This is a genomic window from Actinomadura craniellae, from assembly GCF_003289645.1.
Classification (GTDB): Bacteria; Actinomycetota; Actinomycetes; order Streptosporangiales; family Streptosporangiaceae; genus Actinomadura_D; species Actinomadura_D craniellae.
Map to the genome: position 1 here is coordinate 391189 of NZ_QLYX01000001.1, position 16211 is coordinate 407399.

Sequence of the window (16211 nt, forward strand, 5' to 3'; positions counted from 1 at the left end):
CGGTCAGTCCGCCGGCGTGACCGCCGCCGCACGGATGGTGGTGCGCTCCGCCCAGGCGAGGGTGCGGTCGCGGGCGAGCGACAGGTGCGCCGACGCGACCTCGCGGGCGCGATCCTCGTCGCCGGCCTCGATCGCCGCCAGCAGGTTCTCGTGGGCGCGCAGCGCGTCGCGGCGCACCCTGCGCGACATCGGCGCGTTCAGCGTGTCCGGGTCGGCGTCCGCGACGGGCCGCGGCGCGCGGCGGCGGGCGCCGGGCGCGGCGCTCCACACCGCCGACTCGTGCGCGGACCAGATCGCCTCCAGCGACCCGACGACCACGATCATGGTGTCGCTGCCGCAGAGCTCGACCACGGCCTCGTGGAAGCGGCGCGCGTTGGGCACGTAGGCGTCCAGGTCGTCGAGCTCGTCGGACTGGCGTGCCAGGATCGCCCGCAGCGCCGGCACGACGGTCCGCGCGCGGTCCGGGCGGGCCGCGCACAGGGCCGCGCAGACCGGTTCGATGTGGCCGAGCGCGGCGCCGACGTCCGCGGCGGTGGTGGTGCGCGCCTGCAGCACCATGCTGATCATCTGGGCGGCCCGGTCCACGGTGGGGGCGTGCACGACGGCGCCGCCCACGTTCCCGCGCCGCACCAGCAGCAGCCCGTCGTTCTCCAGCAGCCGCAGGGCCTCCCGGACCACGCCGAAGCTCACCTGCAGCTCGGCCATGAGCTGTTCCTGCGGCGGCAGCAGGTCGCCCTCGCGCAGCTCGCCGCTGAGGATGCGCTCGCGCAGCCGGGCGGCGACGAGTTCCGCCAACAGAGGTTGCCGCACGTACCGCTCCCGTCGCTGCCGGCGCCTTTTCCCAGGTGTCCCGGGTGCCGTGCGACGAGTCTAGTCGGCGGGTCGAAGCCGGCCGCCCGGGTGACCTCGGGGTGGAGCGGGGTGCGGAGAGACGGCTGACAGCTCGGTCAGGGCGAGTTAAACATCTAGATGTATTGACAGCCGTTTCATGGTCGTGTTCAGTGAGAGGCGTCCTGATCGGGGGCGCGCCGGTGGCGTCCCGCAGGCGCGTCGAGCCTGCTCGCGCACGGTTCGGCGCTCCCGCCGCGTGCTGAGGGGATCTCTATGGAGCTGGGGCTCTCGCCTGATCAGAAGCTTTTCCAGGCGTCGGCGAAGGGCTTGCTGGAGAAGGAGTACTCCCTCGATCGCATCCGCGACATGGCGGACGGCGAGCCCCGCTGGAACCGTGACTGGTGGCGGCAGGGCGCCGAGCTCGGCTGGGCCGCGGCCATCGTGCCGGAGGAACTGGGCGGCGGGAGCGTCTCCGGGGAAGGGGTGCGGGATCTGGCGCTGCTGGCGGAGGAACTGGGCGCCGGGCTGGCCCCGGGGCCGCTGCTGCCGGTGAACGTCGTGCTCGCCGGCCTGGTGGAGACGCACGGCACCGGTCCCGACCACACCGCCGAGATCGAGGCGCTGGTCGCGGGGGAGAGCGTGGCGAGCTGGGCGGTCTACGAACCGGGCCGCGAGTGGTCGCCCGTCGCGCCCGGCCTGACCGCGACTCCGGCGGCCGGCGGGTTCGTGCTCGACGGCGTCAAGGACCGGGTGGAGGACGCCGGGCAGGCGGATCTGCTGCTGGTGACGGCCGCGACCCCGGAGGGTGTCGCGCAGTTCCTGGTGCCCGCCTCGGCTGTGGGTGTGACGGTCTCTCCGCAGTGGTCGCTGGACCTGTCCCGGTCCTTCGGTGAGGTCCGCTTCGACGGCGTCCAGGTCACGGCGGACGCGATGGTGGGCGTGGCCGGAGCGGACCAGGTCATCGAGCGGCAGCTCCAGATCGCCGTCGTCATCCAGTGCGCCGAGGTCTGCGCGGTGCTGGACCGGGCCTTCGCGATGACCAGGCAGTGGGCGTTCGACCGGTACTCCTTCGGCCGGCCGCTGGCGTCCTACCAGGCGCTCAAGCACCGGTTCGCCGACATGCGGACCTGGCTGGAGGCCTGCCACGCCACGACGCAGGCGGCCGCCGCGGCCGTTCAGGAGAGGTCGCCGAACGCCGCCGAACTGGCCAGCGTGGCCAAGTCGTACGTGGGGGACCGGTCGCTGGTGATCCTCCAGGACTGCGTGCAACTGCACGGCGGTATCGGGGTGACCTGGGAGCACGACCTGCACCTGTACCTGCGGCGCGCGACCCTGGACCAGGCCCTGTACGGGACCCCGCAGGACCACCGCCTCCGCCTCGCCGACCTCGCCGCCATCTGACACCCGAGGGCTGAATCGCGATGACCGAGAGCACGATGGAGAGTGTCGAGTCCTTCCGCCTGCGCGCCCGGGCGTGGCTGGCGGAGAACATGCCGCGGCAGGCCGGGGACGAGCCGCCCCCGCTGAGCGACGACGACACCAGTGACTGGATACGGGCCCGCGAGCTGCAGCGGATGCTGTACGCCGGTGGTTTCGCCGGGATCTGCTTCCCGCAGGAGTACGGCGGGCTCGGCCTGACCCGCGCCCACCAGCAGGCGTTCACCGAGGAGAGCATCGGCTACGAGATGCCGCTGCCGCTGAACATCCCGACCTTCGCCATCTGCGCCGCGACCCTGCTCGACATGGGCACCGAGGAGCAGAAACGCGACCGGATCGGCGCAGCGATCCGGGGCGAGGAGGTGCTGTGCCAGTTCCTGTCCGAGCCCCGGGGCGGCTCCGACCTGGCCGGTGTGACCACCCGGGCCGACCGCGACGGCGACGGCTGGATCCTCAACGGGGCGAAGACCTGGAGCACCTCGGCGTACGCGGCGGACTGGGGACTGTGCCTGGCCCGCACCAACTGGGAGGTGCCCAAGCACCGCGGGCTGACGATGTTCCTGGTCCCGACGAAGGCACCGGGCGTGACGATGAACCGCATCCGGATGGTGAACGGGGTCCGGGAGTTCTGCGAGGAGTTCTTCGACGACGTGTGGGTTCCGGATTCGGCCGTCGTCGGCGAGGTCGACGCGGGCTGGACCGTGGCGTCCCGGCAGCTGTTCCACGAGCGCAACTCCATGGGCGGCGGCTCCCCCTACGTCAGCGGGCGGGGGCACCCCCGGACCGTGCCCAAGGTGACGCCGCTGGAGATCGTGCGCGCGTGCGGCCGGACCGAGGACCCCCGGATCAGGGAGCTGGTCGGGGAGTACCTGGCCATGGCGGCGGTGCAGCGGCAGACCTCCGACCGGGTGACGCGCGCGGTCGGCACGGGCGCGCTGGACCCGGCGGCGGTGTCCCTGATCCGCCTCCTGCACGCCGAGGGCGCCCAGCTGAGCGACGACCTGGCGGTGCGGATCGCCGGGGCGGGCGTCGCGACCGGCACCGGCGCCGAGCCCGGGGTGGCCGGCCGGGTCGCCATCGGCTACCTCATGCGGCAGAGCGCCAGCCTCGGCGGCGGCAGCACCGAGATGGCGCGCAACGTCATCAGCGAGCGGCTGCTGGGGATGCCCCGGGAGGCCGCCCCCGACCGCGACGTCCCTTTCAAGCAGGTCAAGCAGGGCCGCTGACCGGACCACACACGCTGGAGCTGCGATGAACCTCGCGATGATCCTCGACATGGTCGCCGACGGCATGCCCGACCGGGTCCTGATCGGGGACCGCACCACCGGCCTCACCGGCGCGGGCCTGCGCGCCCGGGCGCTGGCCGGCGCCGAGCGTGCCGCCGGCGCCCGGCGGCTGGTCTACCTGGGCCCGAACGGCCCGGCGTTCCCGGTGGCCCTGTTCGCCGCCGCCTACGCCGGGGTGCCGTTCGTGCCCCTCAACTACCGGCTGGGGCAGGACCAGCTCGCCGAGATCATGAGCCGGCAGGAGTCCCCGCTCGTGGTGACCGACACCCCCGAGCGGATGCCCGGGACGGCGACCCTCGGCCTGGCGGAGTTCCTGGCGCTGCCGGGCGCCCCGGGAGGCCCGGCAGCGTCGGCGGCGACCACGGTCGCCCCCGACGAGGTCGCCGTGCTGCTGATGACGAGCGGGACCACCGCGGCGCCCAAGAGTGCGGTGTTGCGGCACCAGAACCTCACCGCGTACCTGTTCGGTTCGGTGGAGTTCGCTTCCGTCGCGGAGGAGGATGCGACGCTGGTCAGCGTCCCGCCGTATCACATCGCGGCGGTCGCCAACGCGCTGTCGAACCTCTACAGCGGGCGCCGGATCGTCTACCTCGACCAGTTCGCGGCCGGCACGTGGCTGGACACCGTGGAGCGCCAGCAGGTCACCCACGCCATGGTGGTGCCCACGATGCTCGCCCGGATCGTCGCCGAACTCCGGGACCGGGGCGCGCAGGGGCCCACCTGCCTGCGCTCCCTGTCCTACGGCGGGGCGAAGATCGCGCCCGCGGTCGTCGCGGACGCGCTCCGGTTGTTCCCGGGCACCGGGTTCGTCAACGCCTACGGGTTGACGGAGACCGCCTCCTCGATCGCCGTGCTCGGCCCCGACGACCACCGGACGGCCGCCGCCGCCACCGACCCCGGGATCCACGCCCGGCTCGGTTCGGTCGGCCGCGCGCTGCCGTCGGTCGAGATCGAGGTGCAGGACGAGGACGGCCGCGCGTGCCCGCCGCACGTCGTCGGCGACATCGTGGTGCGCGGCCCGCAGGTGGCGGGAGAGTACCTGGAGGCCGGCAGCAAGATCCGCGCGGACGGCTGGTTCCCCACCCGCGACCGCGGCTATCTCGACGACGACGGGTACCTGTTCGTGCGCGGCCGGGCTGACGACACGATCATCCGTGGTGGGGAGAACATCGCGCCCGCCGAGATCGAGGACGTGCTCGCCGGCCACCCCGCCGTCCGGGAATGCGTCGTGGCCGGCGTACCCGACGACGAGTGGGGCGAGCAGATCGGCGCGTTCGTCATCGTCCGCCCCGGGGCCGAGGTCGACGCCGAGGAGCTGCGGACCTGGGTACGCGAGCGGCTGCGCGGCTCCAAGACCCCGCACTACGTGCTCTTCCTCGACGAGTTCCCCACCACCCCCACCGGCAAGGTGCTGCGCCGGGAACTCGTCGCGCGCCTGCACCGGGACGAGCCCCTCCGCACGTAGCCCACCCCCTCTGATCGGCGTCGCCGGCCGGCGGCCGGCCCGGTGCCAGGAAGCCGAGGTCCGCCCGTGACCAAACCGATGGAAGGCGTCCGCGTCCTCGAGGTCGCCCAGTTCACCTACGTGCCGTCCGCGGGCGCCGTCCTGGCGGACTGGGGCGCCGACGTGATCAAGGTCGAGCACGCGGAGAAAGGCGACGCGCAGCGCGGCATCATCAAGGTGTTCAGCCAGAACGTCGGCGCCGAGGGCTCGACGTTCTCCCCGATGATGGACGGCCCGAACCGCGGCAAGCGCAGCATCGGGCTGGCGCTGGAGAAGCCGGAGGCCACCCGGGTCCTGCACGAGCTGATCCGCTCCAGCGACGTGTTCCTGACCAACTTCCTGCCGAGCGCCCGCGTCAAGCTCGGCATCACGGTCGAGGAGGTCCGGGCGGTCAACCCGGACATCATCTACACCGTCGGCACGGGCTTCGCGCACAGCGGCCCCGAGGCCGACAAGGGCGGCTACGACAGCACCGCCTACTGGGCGCGGGGCGGCAGCGCCGACTCCGCCACGGTCCCCGGCGCCGAGTTCGTCACCCAGCAGCCGGTCGGCGCCTACGGCGACAACATCGGCGGGATGACCATCGCGGGCGGGATCGCGGCGGCGCTGTTCGCCCGGTCCCGGACCGGCGTCGCGCCGACCGTGGACATCTCGCTGCTGGGCGTCGCCGCCTGGGCCACCCAGATGAACGTGAACCTGGCGCTGATGGCCGGCCGGCCGCTGCCGAAGCGCTCCCCGCTGGAGTCACGGGCGAGCAACCCGCTGACCGGCCTGTACGAGACGTCCGACGGCCGCTGGCTGTCGCTGTCGATGCTGCAGCCCGGGCGGTACTGGCCGGAGTTCTGCGCGAAGGTGGGCCGCCCCGAGCTGGGCACCGACGAGCGGTTCGACACGGCCGAGAAGCTGATGGGCCGCGCCGCCGAGGTGGCCGACATCATCGCCGGGATCATCGCCTCCCGGACCAAGGACGAGTGGGTCACCGCCTTCGAGGACATGGAAGGCCAGTGGGCGGTGGTGCAGAACACCTACGAGCTGGGCCAGGACCCGGCGCTGGTCGGGATCGGCCAGATCGCCGACGTGGTCGACGCCGAGGGCGTGACCCGCAAGCTCGTCGCCAGCCCGGTCCAGTTCGACCGGCAGGCGCCGCAACTCACCCGCGGCCCGCTGTTCGCCGAGCACACCGACGAGATCCTCGCCGAACTCGGGATCACCGGCGAGGACCTGATCAACCTCAAGATCGCCGGAGCGGTCACATGAGCGCGGGAGGCACGATGCGGGTCGGGTTCATCGGACTGGGCAGCCAGGGCGGGCCCATCGCCCGCCGGATCGCCGACTCCGGCGTCCCGACCACGCTGTGGGCGCGCCGCCCCGAAACCCTCGTCCCGTTCGAGGACACCGCGGCGGTCACCGCCGCGACGCCCGCCGAACTGGGCGCCGCCAGCGACCTCGCCTGCGTCTGCGTGGTCGACGACGCCGGGGTGCGGGAGGTCGTCGCGGGCCCCGGCGGCCTGCTGGAGGGCCTGCGCCCGGGAAGCATCATCGCGATCCACAGCACCGTGCACCCGGACACCTGCCGGGCGCTCGCCGAGCAGGCCGCCGAGCGGGACGTCGCCCTGCTCGACGCCCCGGTCAGCGGCGGCGGGCCGGCCGCCGCGCAGGGCACGCTGCTGGTGATGGTCGGCGGAGACACCGGGACCCTCGAACGCGCCCGCCCGGTCCTCACGACCTTCGGCGACCCGGTGGTGCACCTGGGGCCGCTCGGCGCGGGACAGCGCGCCAAGCTCATCAACAACCTGCTGTTCACCGCCCACCTCGGTGTCGCCGAGAGCGCGTTCGCCCTGGCCCAGGAGCTGGACGTCGATCCGGAGCAGCTCGCGGTCGTGCTGTCGAAGGGCTCGGGCAACAGCTTCGGGACGAGCATCGTGGGGCGGCCGGACTTCACGCTCGGCCCGATGGGCCAGGCCGCCGGCGGGCTGCTGAACAAGGACGTCGGCCTCGTCGCCGACCTGGCCGAGGCCGCCGGCGCCAAGTCCGCCGCCACCGTGCTCGACGCCGCGGACGCCGCGCTCCGGTCGATGGGGCACCCCCGATGACCGGCCCGGCACCCGCCGACATCCCCGTGCCTCCGGCGGAGGCCCCCACCCACGACCTGGAGGTCCGCAATGGCCGCTCTTAACGAACGGATGCTCATCGACGGAGAGTTGGCGGCGGCCGCCGGCGGCCGTACCTTCGCCAACCTCAACCCGGCGACGGAGGAGGTGATCGGCCAGGTCCCCGAGGCCGAGGTCACCGACCTGGAGCGCGCGATCCACGCCGCCCGGCGCGCCTTCGACACCACCGACTGGTCCACGAACGTGGAGCTGCGGAGCCGCTGCCTGGTACAGCTGCGCGACGCGCTGCGCGAGAACGTCGAGACGCTGCGGTCCCTGTACGTGGCCGAGACCGGCTGCCCGGTGGGCCAGACGCCGGGCGTCGCGCTGGACGCGGCGATCGGCTACCTCGACCACTACATCGGGCTACTGGCGGGCTACGAGTTCGAGCACCCGATCCCGACCAAGACCATCATGGGCATGCCCGCCAACCGGGTGATCCGGCGGGAGGCGGTCGGTGTGGTCGCCGCCATCACCCCGTGGAACTACCCGTTCTACCTGAACATCTGCAAGGTGAGCGCGGCGCTGGCGGCGGGCTGCACGATCGTGCTGAAGCCCGCCCCCGACACCCCGTGGAGCGCGCTGGTGCTCGGCGCACTCGCGGCCGAGCACACCGACATCCCGCCCGGCGTGCTGAACGTGGTCACCACCAGCGACAACGAGGTGGCCCAGGTGCTGGCCACACACCCGGAGGTCGACGCGGTCACCCTGACCGGCTCGACCGCCACCGGCCGCAAGGTGATGGCGGCGGCGTCCGGCACCGTCAAGCGGGTGACGCTGGAGCTGGGCGGCAAGTCGGCCGCGGTCTTCCTGGACGACTTCCCGCTGGAACTCGTCGCCGGGCCGCTGGCCGGCGCCGTGTGCATCCACGCGGGCCAGGGCTGCACGCAGCTCACCCGGCTGCTGGTCCCGCGGGCCCGCCTGGACGAGGCGGTCGACCTGGCCGCAGCGGCCATGGGGCAGGTCCAGTGGGGCGACCCGACCGACCCCGCCAACGTCATGGGGCCGGTCATCAACGCCGCGCAGCGCGACCGGATCCTGGGCTACTACGAGTCCGCCGCCAAGGACGGCCGGGTCGTCGTGGGCGGCAAGCCGACCGACCGGTTCGAGCGCGGCTACTTCGTCGAGCCCACCCTGATCACCGATGTGGACCCCGGCGCGACCGTCGCACAGGAGGAGATCTTCGGCCCGGCGCTGGTGGTGCTGCCCCACGACGGCGACGACGACGCCGTCCGGATCGCCGACGGCACCATGTACGGCCTGTCCACGGCCGTCTTCGGCGTCGACCAGGAGCGGGCGATGGGGCTGGCCCGCCGGTTCCGGACCGGCACGGTCAGCGTGAACGGCGCGCAGTGGTTCGACGTCGAGTCGCCGTTCGGCGGCTACAAGCAGAGCGGCCTCGGCCGCGAGTGGGGCACCGAGGGCCTGGAGGACTTCCTGGAGGTCAAGACCATCTCCTTCCCGCCCGCCCGCTGACCGCGGCGCCGATCACCATCCGAGAAAGAGGATCACCCGTGCAGGTCCGCGTCGACTCCGACCTCTGCCAGGGCCACACGCTGTGCGCGATGGCCGCCCCCGACCTCTTCGCCCTGCGGGACGAGGACGGTCACGCCTACGCCCCCGACGAGAACGTCCCGGCCGCACAGGAGGAACGGGCCCAGGAGGCGGCCCGTTCCTGTCCCGAGCGCGCGGTCCAACTGTCGTGACGACCATCGGCCGCCTCCGGCCTGGAGAAGTTCATGGACACTGAAGAGAGCCGCACCGAAGAGAACCGCGCCGGTGACGCGGAGCGCAGGAAGCCCGCCATCAGCCTGGACCGGCTCTCCTCCCGCTACCGCCTGGAGTTCGAGGAACTCTCGACCGAGTTCCACGGCAAGTGCCCGGTTGCCTGGAACGACACCCACGGCGGCTACTGGTTCACCAGCGGCCACAAGGAGTTGTTCGATCTCGCCCGGCGCGCCGACGTCCTGTCCAACGACTTCGACGTCGAGGGTGTCAGGCGCGGCTACCAGGGGATCAGCATCCCGTCGCCGACCGGTGAGCGCCGCTTCCGGGGCGGGTTCCTGGAGATGGACCCGCCGGAGCAGCGGTACTACCGGCAGGCGCTGAACCCCTACCTGTCGCCGGCGGCGGTCCAGGGATGGAAGCCGGTGATCGAGGAGATCACCCGGGCCTGTCTCGACGAGAAGATCGAGAGCGGCCGGATCGACTTCGTCGACGACCTGGCCAACATCGTGCCGGCGGTGCTCACCCTGGCGCTGCTCGGCATGCCGCTGAAGGACTGGGACGTCTACTGCGAGCCCATCCACGCCATGGTGTACACCCCGATGGACTCGCCGCTGTACGAGCGGGTGCGGGAACTCCAGATGACCATGGGCGTCCACATGATGGAGACGATCAACGGCATCCGGAACAACCCGCGCCCGGGTCTGATCGACGAGCTGGTCACCTGCGAGATCAACGGTTACCGGCCCGACGACATGGAGATCTTCGGCGTCCTCCTGCTGCTGATCGGCGGCGGGTTCGACACCACGACCGCGCTGACCGCGCACTCGCTGGAGTGGCTGTCGGAGCACCCCGACCAGCGGGAGCGGCTGAGCCGGGAGCGGGAGACGCTCCTGGACAGCGCTACCGAGGAGTTCCTGCGGTTCTACACCCCCGCGCAGGGCGACGGGCGCACGATCTCCCAGGACTGCGTGATCAACGGCACGGAGTTCAAGGAGGGCGACCGGCTGTGGCTGTCGTGGGCGATGGCCAACCGGGACGAGAAGGTCTTCGAGGACCCCCACACCATCCACCTGGACCGGAAGGGCAACCGGCACAACAGCTTCGGGCTGGGCATCCACCGGTGCATCGGGTCGAACGTGGCCCGGGCGACCTTCAAGATCATGCTCACCCAGGTGCTGGACCGGATGCCCGACTTCGTCTGCGACCCCGCCGGCGCCGTGCACTACGACACCACCGGCGTCATCAACGGCATGAAGCACCTGCCGGCCACCTTCACCCCCGGCAAGAGGCTGGGCGCCGGCCTGGACGAGACGATCGCGAAGATGCAGCGCGTCTGCGACGAGCAGCGTCTCGCCGAGCCGGTCACCGTCCGCAAGGCCCGGGCGAAACTCGATGACTGAACGATCGGAGTACCACGTGATCCAGCTGGTGAACGGCCCGGCGGCACGGGAACCGGGCCGGTGAGCGCGCCGCGCCGGCCGCTGCCGTTCGTCACCCCCTGGAACGAGTTCTACTGGACGGCGGGTGCGGACGGGCGGCTCCGGATCCAGGAGTGCGCGTCCTGCGCGGCACTGATCCATCCGCCGAAGCCGTCGTGCCCGCACTGCCGGGGTGCGGAGGTGGGCGTGCGGGAGGTGTCGGGGTTCGCGACGCTGTTCGGGTTCACCGTCAGCCACCGGTTCGCGCTGCCGGGGCTGCCGACCCCCACCATCGTCGCCCAGGTCGCGTTGGAGGAGGACCCGCGGGTCCGCCTCACCACGCGCCTGGTGGATTGCGTCGAGGAGGATCTTCGGCTCGGTATGCGGATGGAGGTGACGTTCGAGCAGGTCGAGGACGTGTGGTTGCCGTTGTTCCGGCCCACCGCCGAGCAGCCCGAGCAGCCGGCCCCGCTGCCGGAGGACGAGCTGCCCGCCGCGGCGGCCCGGGCCCTGTCGGCCCGGCTGTCGGCCCGGACCGCGCCGGCCGGCCGCAAGTTCGAGGACGACGTCATCCTGTCGGGAGCCGGGCACTCGGCGATCGGCCGCCGCCAGATGCGCGACCCGCTCGCGTTGACGGTGGAGGCGTGTCGGGCGGCGGTGGCCGATGCGGGTCTGGCGATGGAGGACATCGACGGTCTGTCGACGTATCCGGGTGGTGGCCTGGAGCACGGGATGGGTGAGGGTGGGGTCACCGCGTTGGAGGCGGCGCTGCGGATCCGTCCTGCCTGGTTCAACGGTGGTGGGGAGACGTTCGGGCCGGGCGGGTCGGTGATCGCGGCGATGCTGGCGGTCTCCGCCGGGCTGGCCCGGCACGTGCTGTGCTTCCGGACCGTGTGGGAGTCCACGCACACCCAGCTGCTGAAGGAAGGCCGCCTGCGCCTGGGCGGGGGCGGCCGCGTCACCGGTGACATGGGCTGGGGCATGCCGTTCGGCGCGACCTCGGCCGCGCACGTCCTGGCGCAGACCGCCCAGCGGTACATGCACCGCTACGGCGCCACCCGGGAGACCCTGGGCTGGATCGCGCTCAACCAGCGGGCGAACGCGGCGCTCAACCCCACCGCGGTGTACCGCGAGCCGATGACGATGGACGACTACCTGGGCGCACGGATGATCACCACGCCGTTCGGGCTCTACGACTGCGACGTCCCCTGCGACGCCTCGGTCGCGGTGATCGTCTCGGCCGCCGACACCGCGGGCGACCTGCGGACCCGCCCCGTCCGGGTCGAGGCCGTCGGCACCCGGATCACCGAGCGGCTGGAGTGGGACCAGAGCACGTCCACGCACGAGCCCCAGGTGATGGGCCCGGCCGCGCACCTGTGGACCCGGACGTCGCTGCGTCCCGACGACGTGGACGTGGCGCAGCTCTACGACGGCTTCACCTTCAACTGCCTGTCCTGGATCGAGGCGCTGGGTTTCTGCGGGATCGGGGAGGGCCGGGATTTCCTGGACGGTGGCAAGAACATCGCCCGGGACGGGGTGCTGCCGCTGAACACCCACGGCGGGCAGCTCTCCCACGGCCGCACCCACGGCATGGGCCTTCTCCATGAGGCGATCGTGCAGCTCCGCGGCGACGCCGGAGAACGCCAGATCGACAACGCCCGCGTGGCCGTGGTCAGCAGCGGCGGCCTCACACCCAGCGGAGTCATGCTGCTCCGCACCGACACCTGACGGCATCGAGCGGACCGATACGGAGGACACGATGAGATTGCGCGTAGGACAGACGATCCGCAGCGCGGTGGACGCGACGGCGCTGGTGGTCATCCGGTGCCCGGACGACGACCTGACGGTCACCTGCGGCGGGCGTGAGATGACCGAGGAGGGCGGGACGGGGGAGCAGGCGACCGCGGCCGGCGGCCCCGGCATGGCGCTGGGCAAGCGCTACACCGCCGACGGCGTCGACATCGAACTGCTCTGCGTCCAGGCCGGAGACCACCCCGTCGCCGTCAACGGCACGGAGGTGGCGCAGCAGAACGCCAAGCCGCTGCCCGCCTCGGACTGACCGACGTGCCGAAAACACCTGAGACACCTGAGCACGTCGTGGTGGTGGGCGCCGGCCTCGGCGGCCTGCGCACGATCGAGCGGCTCCGCGCGGACGGGTACCCGGGCCGGATCACCCTCATCGGCGCGGAGGAGCACGAGCCCTACGACCGCCCGCCGCTGTCCAAGCAGGTGCTGTCGGGCGACTGGGAGCCGGGCCGGGCGGTCCTGCGGGATCGGGCGGGCCTGGCCGGGCTCGACGTGACCGCACGGCTGGGCACCGGCGCCGTCGCCCTGCACGGTACGACCGTCGAGCTGGACGACGGCGGCACCGTCGCCGGCGACGCGGTGGTCATCGCGACCGGGCTGGTGGCGCGGCGGTTGCCGCACCAGCCGGACGGGGTGGCCGTGCTGCGCACCCTCGACGACGCCCTCGCGCTGCGGCGGGCGCTCGGCACGGCCCGCTCGATGATCGTCATCGGTGCGGGGTTCGTCGGCGCGGAGGTCACGTGCGCGGCGCTCCGCAGGGGCGTCCGGGTCACCGTGCTGGAGGCGCTGGACGCGCCGTGCCAGCGGGTGCTGGGGCGGCGGGTCGGCGAGCTGGCGACCCGGCTGTTCACCGAGGCGGGCGCCGACCTGCGCTGCGGGACGCGGATCGGCCGGCTGCTCGACGGCCGCACGGTCGAGCTGGCCGACGGGAGCGTGCTGTCGGCCGACCTCGTGCTCGCCGGCGTCGGTGCCGTCCCGGACCTGCGCTGGCTCGACGGCGCCGGGGTGCGGGTGAACGACCGGCTGGCGTGCAACGAGCGCGGCCGGGTCGTCGGCATGAGCGGCGTCTGGGCGGTCGGGGACGCGGCCGCCTGGTGGAACCCGGCGACCGGCGATCACCACGGCGGCGAGCACTGGACCCTGACCGGTGAGCAGGCGGCCCGCGCCGCCTGCGACATCCTCGGCACCGAGCCGCCGGCGGCCGGGCCACCGTATGTGTGGTCCGACCAGTTCGGCCTCAAGGTACAGGTCATCGGGCGGACCGACACCGCCGACGAGCTGGTCCAGCTGCATGGCACCGGCCTCGACGGCGGACCCGTCAAGGGCACCGTGGTCGGCTACCTCGCCGGCGGAGTCCTGGCCGGGGCCGTCTCCTTTGGCGCCCCGGCCCGCTTCGCCCGCTACCGCGCGCTCGTCGCGTCCGGCGCGCCCCGCGAGAAGGTGCTCGCTACCATCGAGTAGGGGGAAGACGGGCCATGACTGGAGGGCGTGTGGCCGACGGCAGGCGGGACGGGACCCGGCCGCGGGAGAAGCCGCATCGGATCGCGGACGAGCTGCGCGCCCTCATCGCGTCGGGTGAGCTCGGCGAGGGCGACTCGCTCGGCCGGGAGCCCGAGCTGGTCGAGCGGTTCGGGGTGTCGCGGCCGTCGCTGCGCGAGGCGCTGCGCATCCTGGAGGCCGAGGGCCTGATCACCATCGTGCGCGGCGTGCGCGGCGGCGTCGTCGTGCACGAGCCGCACGAGCGGATGGCGGCGCGGACCGCCGCGCTCGTGCTGCAGTCCAACGACGTGCCGATCGACGACGTGTTCGAGGCCCGCGCGATGGTCGAGCCGCTCGCGGCGAAGCTGATCGCCGGGCGGCCCGGGCGGGAGGCCGCGGTCGGCGAGCTGCGCGCGCTGGTGGAGCGGCAGCGCGGCCGCGTCGACGACCCCGAGGAGTTCCACCTGGCCAGTGCCGAGTTCCACGAGCGGCTGGTCTCCCTGGCCGGCAACCAGACGCTGAACCTGGTGGCCGAGATGGTCACCGAGATCCTGTACCGGGCGGTCACCGCCGTCCGGGAGGACGGCCACACCGTCGGCTCGGTGTCCAGCCGGCGGCGCAGCATCCGGTCGCAGGAGCGGCTGCTCGCGCTGCTCGCCGAGGGCGACGCGGACGGCGCCGAGAAGCACTGGCGCGCGCACATGCAGGCCGTCCGGCGCGTCCTGCTGGGGCACATGGGCATGACCGTCGTGGATCTGGAGCACCACTCCTGAGCCCGCGGGCACGATACGATCAGGACGATCAGGCTGGAAGCCGACACGCGCGCCGGCCGATGTGGGGACGGTTCAGGTGGTTGCCGAAAAGCAGGGCGAGGGCCGTTCCCGGGGGAAGCCGCAGCGGATCGCGGACGAGATCCGCGCGATGATCGTCAGTGGCCGGCTGGGCGAGGGCGACCTGCTCGGCCGGGAGCCCGAGCTGGTCGAGCGGTTCGGGGTGTCGCGGCCGTCGCTGCGCGAGGCGCTGCGCATCCTGGAGGCGGACGGTCTGATCACGGTGCTGCGCGGGGTGCATGGCGGGGTCATCGCGCACCGGCCCGACCAGCGGATGACGGCGCGCACCGGGTCGCTGGTGCTGCGCGCCCGCAACGTGTCGCTGGCCGACGCGTTCGAGGCCCGGGCGCTGCTCGAACCGCTCGCCGTGCGCGCGATCGCGGCCCGGCGGCACCGCCGCACCGCCATCGCCGAGCTGCGCGCCCTGGTCGACCGGCAGGAAGAGACGATCGAGGACCTGGAGCGGTTCGCCGTCGCCAACGCGCGCTTCCACGAGCGGCTGGTGGCGCTCGGCGGGAACCGGACGCTGGCGGTCGTCGTCGAGATGCTCAACGAGATCGTCGTCCGGTCGATCGCGGCGGTGGGCGACACCGGCGACGGGGCCGGGTCGCCGGCGACGCGGCGGCTCGGCCTGCGCTCCCAGCGGCGCCTGGTGGAACTGCTGGAGGCCGGGGACCCCGCGGCCGAGGGGTACTGGCGGGAGCACATGACCGCGGTCGGGCGGGTCATGCTGGGGCAGGAGGCGTCCCGGGTGGTCGATCTGCTCGTCCGCGACGCCTGACCGGGGAGCCTAGGGCTCGGGAACCTCGAAGTGCTCGTCGCGGAGCTGGAACGCCCGCTTCACCCCGTGCTCGGCACGGACCTTCACGAAGTTGAACTCGTCGTCCTCGAACTGGAGGTTCGTGCCGAAGGCGTGGAACAGGTAGCTCGCGACCTCCTCGCCCTGGTACGCCTGCAACTGCTCCACCAGCCGGAAGGCCTCCTTGGCCATGACGATGCCGTCGGCGGGCATCTTGGCCGCCTTGCGCGCCCACCAGGCCGCGCGGTCGGCGACGCGGGCGTCGTCGTCGAGCACCTCGGTGAAGACGCCCAGGTGCGCGATCTCCGCCGCCTCGATCGTGTCGCCGGTGAGGAGCATCCGGCGGGCGAGCACCGGCCCCAGCCGGTGGAAGAACATGTGCAGCGATCCCAGGGCCGGGCCGAGGAAGCGGGTCGCGGGCATGCCGATCCTCGCGTTCCCCGCGACCACCGCGATGTCGGCCATCAGCGCCAGCTCGAAGCCGCCGCCGAGGGCGAAGCCGCGCACTTCGGCGACCGTGACCTTCGGGTAGCCCATGAACTCGTGGTAGAAGTCGAACGTCCGGCGGTCGACGCCGAGGCGCCTGCGCTGGCTGGGCCGCCGCCGCTGTCGCGCGCCGCCCGGGGCGCCGCCCTCGCCGCCGCGCGCCTTGTCGCCGTACCAGGCGTAGGCGTTGCCCATGTCGGCCCCGGTGCTGAACACCCCTTCCGCGCCGCGCAGGTGGACGACCTTGACGGCGTCGTCCATCGCCAGGTCGTCGAGGTGCTCGCCCAGCCGCCGGCGCATCGCGGCGTCGTAGGAGTTGCGCCGTGCGGGGTTGTTCAGCGTGATGAGCGCGACGCCCGTCTCTTCATCACGTTCCAGCAGGACCCGATCGTCGGTCACGTGAATCGTGCCCTCCGTTGGTTGCGGCCGCTCCGACCCGCAACGATAATATCTAGAT

At 72.8% G+C, this 16211-nt stretch carries 15 protein-coding genes; 13 read left to right on the top strand and 2 right to left on the bottom strand.

All coding sequences use genetic code 11. The annotated features are described in order from the left end of the window. Nucleotides 1–3 precede the first annotated feature (3 nt). A complete protein-coding gene (locus DPM19_RS01665) occupies nt 4–810 on the bottom strand; it encodes a FadR/GntR family transcriptional regulator (protein ID WP_199484772.1) in 807 nt (268 codons plus the stop codon). Nucleotides 811–1104: 294 nt separating this feature from the next. Between DPM19_RS01665 and DPM19_RS01670 the strand changes: the two genes are divergently transcribed. The 13 genes from DPM19_RS01670 (at nt 1105) to DPM19_RS01730 (ending at nt 15250) form a co-directional block, all read left to right on the top strand. Then, nucleotides 1105–2232 carry an acyl-CoA dehydrogenase family protein gene (locus tag DPM19_RS01670; protein WP_111862951.1) on the top strand — a complete coding sequence of 376 codons (1128 nt, stop codon included), beginning with the start codon at nt 1105–1107 and terminating at the stop codon, nt 2230–2232. A gap of 20 nt (nt 2233–2252) precedes the next feature. Beyond that, nucleotides 2253–3494, top strand: coding sequence for an acyl-CoA dehydrogenase family protein (locus DPM19_RS01675; protein WP_111862952.1), 1242 nt, complete (start codon nt 2253–2255; stop codon nt 3492–3494). A 25-nt stretch (nt 3495–3519) separates the two neighbouring features. After that, the gene (locus tag DPM19_RS01680) at nt 3520–5019 is read left to right on the top strand and encodes a class I adenylate-forming enzyme family protein (protein ID WP_111862953.1); all 1500 of its coding nucleotides are present in this window, start codon (nt 3520–3522) and stop codon (nt 5017–5019) included. Nucleotides 5020–5085: 66 nt separating this feature from the next. Further along, the gene (locus tag DPM19_RS01685) at nt 5086–6315 is read left to right on the top strand and encodes a CaiB/BaiF CoA transferase family protein (protein ID WP_199484773.1); all 1230 of its coding nucleotides are present in this window, start codon (nt 5086–5088) and stop codon (nt 6313–6315) included. After that, nucleotides 6312–7151 carry an NAD(P)-dependent oxidoreductase gene (locus DPM19_RS01690; RefSeq protein WP_199484774.1) on the top strand — a complete coding sequence of 280 codons (840 nt, stop codon included), beginning with the start codon at nt 6312–6314 and terminating at the stop codon, nt 7149–7151. The genes DPM19_RS01685 and DPM19_RS01690 overlap by 4 nt, the downstream gene beginning before the upstream one ends. A 69-nt stretch (nt 7152–7220) precedes the next feature. Further along, a complete protein-coding gene (locus DPM19_RS01695) occupies nt 7221–8684 on the top strand; it encodes an aldehyde dehydrogenase family protein (RefSeq protein ID WP_111862955.1) in 1464 nt (487 codons plus the stop codon). 38 nt (nt 8685–8722) lie between these two features. Further along, complete coding sequence (locus DPM19_RS01700) at nt 8723–8914, top strand: ferredoxin (protein WP_111862956.1); 192 nt, start codon at nt 8723–8725, stop codon at nt 8912–8914. A gap of 33 nt (nt 8915–8947) precedes the next feature. Then, nucleotides 8948–10336 (top strand): cytochrome P450, encoded by a 1389-nt coding sequence (locus DPM19_RS01705; RefSeq protein WP_111862957.1) that lies wholly within the window; start codon nt 8948–8950, stop codon nt 10334–10336. A gap of 60 nt (nt 10337–10396) precedes the next feature. Beyond that, entirely contained in the window at nt 10397–12082 is a 1686-nt protein-coding gene (locus DPM19_RS01710; RefSeq protein WP_111862958.1) for a thiolase C-terminal domain-containing protein, read from the top strand. A 31-nt stretch (nt 12083–12113) separates the two neighbouring features. After that, nucleotides 12114–12413 (top strand): hypothetical protein, encoded by a 300-nt coding sequence (locus tag DPM19_RS01715; RefSeq protein ID WP_111862959.1) that lies wholly within the window; start codon nt 12114–12116, stop codon nt 12411–12413. Between the two features lie 5 nt (nt 12414–12418). Then, complete coding sequence (locus DPM19_RS01720; RefSeq protein WP_199484775.1) at nt 12419–13621, top strand: NAD(P)/FAD-dependent oxidoreductase; 1203 nt, start codon at nt 12419–12421, stop codon at nt 13619–13621. Between the two features lie 14 nt (nt 13622–13635). After that, a complete protein-coding gene (locus tag DPM19_RS01725; RefSeq protein ID WP_111862961.1) occupies nt 13636–14412 on the top strand; it encodes a FadR/GntR family transcriptional regulator in 777 nt (258 codons plus the stop codon). Nucleotides 14413–14488: 76 nt separating this feature from the next. Then, nucleotides 14489–15250, top strand: coding sequence for a FadR/GntR family transcriptional regulator (locus DPM19_RS01730; protein WP_199484776.1), 762 nt, complete (start codon nt 14489–14491; stop codon nt 15248–15250). A gap of 9 nt (nt 15251–15259) precedes the next feature. On the opposite strand, the gene DPM19_RS01735 is transcribed toward DPM19_RS01730, so the two are convergent. Beyond that, complete coding sequence (locus tag DPM19_RS01735; RefSeq protein ID WP_111862962.1) at nt 15260–16153, bottom strand: enoyl-CoA hydratase/isomerase family protein; 894 nt, start codon at nt 16151–16153, stop codon at nt 15260–15262. Nucleotides 16154–16211 lie beyond the last annotated feature (58 nt).

What these genes read in the sequence shown, in the direction of transcription:
- DPM19_RS01670 (WP_111862951.1), top strand. Translation starts at nt 1,105, where the DNA reads ATGGAGCTGGGGCTCTCGCCTGATCAGAAGCTTTTCCAGGCGTCGGCG.
- DPM19_RS01675 (WP_111862952.1), top strand. Translation starts at nt 2,253, where the DNA reads ATGACCGAGAGCACGATGGAGAGTGTCGAGTCCTTCCGCCTGCGCGCC.
- DPM19_RS01680 (WP_111862953.1), top strand. Translation starts at nt 3,520, where the DNA reads ATGAACCTCGCGATGATCCTCGACATGGTCGCCGACGGCATGCCCGAC.
- DPM19_RS01690 (WP_199484774.1), top strand. Translation starts at nt 6,312, where the DNA reads ATGAGCGCGGGAGGCACGATGCGGGTCGGGTTCATCGGACTGGGCAGC.
- DPM19_RS01695 (WP_111862955.1), top strand. Translation starts at nt 7,221, where the DNA reads ATGGCCGCTCTTAACGAACGGATGCTCATCGACGGAGAGTTGGCGGCG.
- DPM19_RS01705 (WP_111862957.1), top strand. Translation starts at nt 8,948, where the DNA reads ATGGACACTGAAGAGAGCCGCACCGAAGAGAACCGCGCCGGTGACGCG.
- DPM19_RS01715 (WP_111862959.1), top strand. Translation starts at nt 12,114, where the DNA reads ATGAGATTGCGCGTAGGACAGACGATCCGCAGCGCGGTGGACGCGACG.
- DPM19_RS01725 (WP_111862961.1), top strand. Translation starts at nt 13,636, where the DNA reads ATGACTGGAGGGCGTGTGGCCGACGGCAGGCGGGACGGGACCCGGCCG.